A 5685-nucleotide genomic window follows, 5' to 3' on the forward strand; every position below is an offset into this window, starting at 1 on the left:
CTGACGCGCGGTCAGCACATCGAGGCCTCTCCTGCTCGCCAGGAGGGGCCTCGGTCATGTGCGGGGCGGGTGCGCGCGGCCGGTGCACCCGCGTGACCAGCACGGCCGAGAGCGACGCGCGGCTCCCGCGCGAGCTACGGGTAGATCGGCTCGCTCCCGCTCGCGCGGGCGATGATGCGGGCGACCATCTCGTCGGAGGTGGTGTTCTCGCCCGGACGGTTCGGCTTGCCGGCCATGCCGTGGTAGTCGCTGGAGCCGGTGACGATGAGGTCGTGCTCGGCCGCGAGCCTGCGCAGCTCTCGTTTGCCCGGCTCGGTGTTCTCGCGGTGGTCGATCTCGAATCCGGCCAGTCCCTCGGCGATCAACCGCTCGAGGAACGGCACGGGCAGCATCCGATCCCTGCCTTTCGTGACCGGGTGCGCGATGATCGCCACTCCGCCCGCCCCGGTGATCAGGCGCACCGCGGTGAGCGGATCGGGCGCGTAGTGCGGCTCGTAGTAGCCGCTGCGCGGGTGCAGGATCCCCTCGAACGCCTCGGTGCGGTCGACGACGAGGCCTCGTGCGATGAGCGCGTCGGCGATGTGCGGACGGCCGACGGTGGCATCCGCCGTCGTCTGCTCGAGCACGTCGTCCCAGCGCAGGTCGTAATCGCGGGCGATGCTGCGGACGATCCGCTCGGCCCGCCCCACCCGATCGGCGCGGATCCGCTCGGCCTCTGCGGCGAGCGCGGCATCGGTCGGATCGAAGAGGTAGCCGAGCACATGCACGCTGCGCCAGTCCTGCCGTGCTGAGAACTCCATGCCCGGCAGGAACGTCATCCCCCGCTCGGACGCCGCCGCTGCCGCCTCAGCCCAGCCGGTCGTGCGGTCGTGGTCGGTGAGCGCGAGCGTCCGGATGCCGTGCGCGTGCGCCTGGCGCACCACCTCGGTCGGCGTCTCGGTGCCGTCGGAATGGTTGGAGTGCAGGTGCAGGTCGCTCGGCCCCGAGAAGCGGGAGGGGGCGCCTGAGGTCATGATCCGAGCGTACCGCCAGGGCCGTCACAGCCGACTCCCCTAGGCTTTCGGGCGATGCTACGTCTGATCGGGATCCTTCTTTCAGCGCTGTTCGCCATCGCGACGGCGGTGCTCGTCTGGCCGCAGTTCTTCCGGCTCGAGCTGACCTTCCCGATCACTCAGATCATCGCCTCCAGGGCGGCCCTCGCCGGCGCGTTTCTGGGCGTCGCGCTGGTCGCAGCGCTGCTGCTCTTCGCGAGGCCGCTCCGCGGCTTCGCGGCGTCGATCCTGATCATCGCGCTGCTCGGCGCAGGGGCCAACGGTGTGGTGGGCGCGGTGCGCGGCTTCGGGTCGGACGCGCTGCCGCAGAAGACGGATGAGTCGGTGCGGGTGCTCTCGTGGAACACCGCAGGTGCCGCCGTGTCGGCCGACACGATCGCGGGAGTCATCGCCGACCAGCAGATCGATGTTGTCTCGCTGCCGGAGACGTCGGAGGAGGTCGGCGAGCAGATCGCCATCATGGTGCGCGACGCGGGCCGCCCGATGTGGGTGCATCACGTGAACATCCACCCCGACGTGCCCGACGGACCGCAGGCCTGGCAGACGACGATCCTGATCTCGGCCGACCTCGGCGAGTACTCGGTGATCGACTCGTCGCGGGACGGGTCGAGCAACACCGGAGCGGTGCCGAGCGCCGTGGCGATGCCCGTCGACGGCACCGGTCCCACCATCGTCGCCGTGCACGCGGTGGCACCTCGCCAGAACGCCATGCCGCAGTGGCGGTCGGATCTCGAGTGGATCGCCGACCAGTGCCCCGAGGGCGAGTTCATCCTCGCCGGGGATTTCAACGCGACACTCGATCACATGGCGTCGTTCGGCACCGACGGCGGCACCATGGGACGCTGTGCGGATGCCGCGGCGAGCACGGGCAACGGCATGATCGGCACGTGGCCGGCCGGCCTTCCGCGCCTGGCCGGCGCGCCGATCGACCACATCATGTCGAGCCCGGAATGGAAGGCGACGGGCACGCTCGTGCTCGACGAGTCGGGTGGCAGCGACCACCGGGCTCTGGTCGCCCAGCTCGAGCCGGCCCGCTGAGCGAGTCTGAGAGTCGTCTTGGCGAACTCGTTGAATCTGCCGTGAGCCGCCGCTAGAAAGGACGGGAGGTCCCCCCTCCCGGCTCACAGCCGGTCTTCCGAAGATGAAAGGCCGTCATGACTCCCCCATCCAGACGCCGAACGCTGCGCAGCATCGTCGGCACCGCCGCCGTGCTGGGACTCGTCCTGGCGGGCGGACTCAGCGCAACCGCTGCCACCTCCGAGCCCTCCACCCCCGTGCCGATCCTGCCGCCGGACGGCACCGTCATGAGCTACGTCGTCAACATCGGGCAGGCGAATCCCGGCCAGACTCGCAAGGCCGAGAAGGCGGTCGTCGCCGCCGGCGGCGTGGTCGTGCAGAGCTGGCCGCAGATCGGCGTGATCGTCGCGCAGTCCGACCGCGCGGCGTTCCGCGATGCCATCAGGGTCACCGGCAAGAACGTCGTCTCGTCGGTCGGCGCCACGCGCACCGCCGAGGTGAAGGACAAGGTCACCGGCCCGGGCGTGCCGTGGGGTCCCGGGTCGTCCGGCTGGAACCAGGGCAAGAACAAGCCGGTCAACGGAGACGAGCCGTCGACGCCGATCCCCGGATCGGGCAGCGAGCAGTACACGTCGCTGCAGTGGGACATGAGGATGATCCAGTCCGACCAGGCCAATCTCGTCACCGACGGCAGCCGCAACGTGCTGGTCGGCGTTCTCGACTCGGGCATCGACCCGGACCATGTCGACCTCAAGGCGAACATCGACGTCGCCAACTCGGTCGACTGCACGGTCGGCGGTCGCCCCGACCAGTCCGCGACCGGCTGGTACCCGACCACGTCCGACCACGGAACGCATGTCGCCGGCACGATCGCCGCGGCACGCAACGGCGTCGGCATCGTGGGCGTCGCGCCCAATGTGCGCCTGGCGTCGGTGAAGGTCGTCAACGATGACGGGTACATCTACCCCGAGTACGCCATCTGCGGCTTCATGTGGGCCGCGCAGCAGGGCATGGACGTCACCAACAACAGCTACTACGTCGATCCGTTCGAGTTCTGGTGTGCCGACCAGGCCGACCAGGGCGCTGTCCAGGAGGCCGTGCGGCGTGCGGTGAACTGGTCGGCTGACAAGGGCGTCGTCAGCGCCGCAGCGGCCGGCAACTCCGCGCTCGATCTGAGCACCAACACGGTCGACAACGGCAGCCCGAACGATGCACCGCAGCCGGTGGCGCGCACGATCAACTCGGGATGCCTCGACCTGCCCGCCCAGCTGCCCGGGGTGGTGACCGTGTCGTCCCTCACCGAGTCCGGCCAGCTGTCGTCGTTCTCGAACCGCGGCCTCGGGCAGATCGACGTCGCGGCCCCCGGCTCGCGTATCGCGTCGACCGTCCCCGGCGGCTGGGCGTACAAGAGCGGCACGTCGATGGCTTCGCCGCACGTCGCCGGAGTCCTCGCGCTGATGAAGTCCGTGCACCCCGAGCTGACCCCCGCGCAGATGGTCGACAAGCTGCGCGCGGACGCGACGGCCACCCCGTGTTCGCCGCCGCAGAGCAACAGGGGCGCTGCGTGCGAGGGCACGACCGAACTGAACAGCTATTACGGCTACGGCATCGTCGACGCGCTGAAGGCCGTGCAGTGATCTGACCGTCTCGTGGCGGCCGAGAACCCCGGGCGATCATCACGATCACCCGGGGTTCTCGACGATCAGGAGTGAGAGGATGGATGCATGACCAGCGCAGAGACTGACGCCGCCGTCGAGACCCCCGCCGAGGCTGTCGCAGCGGAGAAGAACCCACGCAAGCAGCCGTTCCCCCGCGGATTCCTCGACACCATCTCGACCGGATGGGCCGATCGCCCCGAATCCATGCCCGCGCCGCGCGCCCAGGCGTCGTACGCCGCCGCCCGTCGAGCGAAGGTCTCGGCGGCCTTCCCCGGCAAGCGACTCGTCGTGCCGGCCGGCTCGTTCAAGCAGCGCAGCAACGACACCGACTACCCGTTCCGCGCGCACTCGGCGTTCGTGCACCTGACCGGGTGGGCGAACGAGTCCGAGCCCGACTCGCTGCTCGTCTTCGAGCCGACCGAGAACGGTCACGACATCACCCTCTACTTCCGCGAGCGCGCCGACCGCACCACCAGCGAGTTCTACTCGGATGCCACGATCGGCGAGTTCTGGATCGGGCCGCGCCCGTCGCTCGCCGGCGTCGCGGCAGACCTCGATGTCGCGACCGCGCACGTGAACGCGTTCCTCGCCGGGGACGACGACCTCGTCGTCGACGCGGATGACGACCTCACCCGCTTCGTGTCGGAGCTGCGCCTCGTGAAGGACGAGTACGAGATCGCCGAGATGCGCCATGCCGTCGCGGTCACGGCATCCGGATTCGACGACATCATCCGCGACTTCGACCGCGCGATCGCGCACCCCCGCGGGGAGCGGATCGTCGAGGGCGTGTTCCACCAGCGCGCCCGCAGCGACGGGCACTGGGAGGGCTACGACACGATCGCAGCATCCGGCCACCACGCCTGCTACCTGCACTGGACGCGCAACGACGGCGCCGTCGTGCCGGGCGATCTGATCCTGATCGACGCCGGTGTCGAGGTCGACAGCCAGTACACCGCAGACATCACCCGCACCCTGCCGGTGAACGGGACCTTCTCGGATGTGCAGCGCCGCGTGTACGAGGTCGTGCTCGAGGCCGCGGATGCCGCGTTCGCCGTCGCCAAGCCCGGCGTGCGGTTCCGCGAGGTGCACGAGGCGGCCATGGATGTCATCGCCCGGCGTGCCGCCGAGTGGGGCCTGCTGCCGGTGACCGCCGACGAGGCGCTCGATGCAGACAAGGGCGGCCAGCACCGCCGGTACATGGTGCACGGCACGTCGCACCACCTCGGCATCGACGTGCACGACTGCGCGCAGGCGCGGCGCGAGATGTACTACGACGGCGTGCTCGAAGAGGGCATGGTCTTCACCATCGAGCCGGGTCTGTACTTCCAGATCGACGACCTGACCGTGCCCGAGGAGCTGCGCGGCATCGGCGTGCGCATCGAGGACGACATCCTGGTGACCGCCGACGGCGCCGAGAACCTGTCGGCCGACATCCCGCGCACGGTCGAGGACGTCGAGGCGTGGATCGCGCGGTTGAAGGGCTGAGCGGCTGAGTCGGGTTCTCGGGAGTCCATCTCCTGCTCGTGCTGATCACCTGGGTGGTCTTGCTCGCGATCGTCGTCGCGGCGCTGTACATGGTCGACTGGCGGTGCTGCACGCGCTGAAAGCGCATACGAGGTGGCTGCAATCGGTCGGTTCGGGTCGGGACGCGATGCCGCCGGCAGGTCCGCCGAACAGCTGAGGTCGCTGACCCAGCGCGCCATGGAGCGCGCTCTCGGTCTCGTCGCCGGCTGCAGGCACCTTCGTATCGCCCTGTAGCCGGCGAGGATCGACCTTCCTGCGACCTCATGCGCCGTCGTGCGCTTGCGTTTGCGGGCCGGCCAGTCGACCGCTGCCATCACGGACGTTCACGCGGATCCGCAGTATCATCTTTCGTTATCTCTTCGTTATCTTTTGTTCGCGATTCACGTTCGTATTCTTGTTCGAATGTCGGTGGTCTCTCGCACAATTGAGTCATG

The 5685-nt window shown here is 69.2% G+C and carries 4 protein-coding genes; 3 read left to right on the top strand and 1 reads right to left on the bottom strand.

Translation table 11 applies throughout. The features are described 5' to 3' along the window. Positions 1-134 precede the first annotated feature (134 nt). Entirely contained in the window at positions 135-1013 is an 879-nt protein-coding gene (locus RT309_RS13460; RefSeq protein ID WP_313357826.1) for a PHP domain-containing protein, read from the bottom strand. Positions 1014-1067: 54 nt separating this feature from the next. Between RT309_RS13460 and RT309_RS13465 the strand changes: the two genes are divergently transcribed. From RT309_RS13465 to RT309_RS13475, 3 genes are all read left to right on the top strand, one after another. Further along, positions 1068-2090, top strand: coding sequence for an endonuclease/exonuclease/phosphatase family protein (locus RT309_RS13465; RefSeq protein ID WP_313357828.1), 1023 nt, complete (start codon positions 1068-1070; stop codon positions 2088-2090). Positions 2091-2206: 116 nt separating this feature from the next. After that, a complete protein-coding gene (locus tag RT309_RS13470; RefSeq protein ID WP_313357830.1) occupies positions 2207-3706 on the top strand; it encodes a S8 family serine peptidase in 1500 nt (499 codons plus the stop codon). Positions 3707-3793: 87 nt separating this feature from the next. Next, the gene (locus tag RT309_RS13475; RefSeq protein ID WP_313357832.1) at positions 3794-5212 is read left to right on the top strand and encodes an aminopeptidase P family protein; all 1419 of its coding nucleotides are present in this window, start codon (positions 3794-3796) and stop codon (positions 5210-5212) included. The last annotated feature ends 473 nt before the right edge of the window (positions 5213-5685 follow it).

The sequence above is a fragment of the Microbacterium sp. genome (genome assembly GCF_032084865.1).
Lineage (GTDB): Bacteria > Actinomycetota > Actinomycetes > Actinomycetales > Microbacteriaceae > Microbacterium.

Excerpts from the sequence above, each read along its gene's own strand:
- RT309_RS13465 (WP_313357828.1), top strand. The coding sequence starts at position 1,068 with ATGCTACGTCTGATCGGGATCCTTCTTTCAGCGCTGTTCGCCATCGCG.
- RT309_RS13470 (WP_313357830.1), top strand. The coding sequence starts at position 2,207 with ATGACTCCCCCATCCAGACGCCGAACGCTGCGCAGCATCGTCGGCACC.
- RT309_RS13475 (WP_313357832.1), top strand. The coding sequence starts at position 3,794 with ATGACCAGCGCAGAGACTGACGCCGCCGTCGAGACCCCCGCCGAGGCT.
- RT309_RS13460 (WP_313357826.1), bottom strand. The coding sequence starts at position 1,013 with ATGACCTCAGGCGCCCCCTCCCGCTTCTCGGGGCCGAGCGACCTGCAC.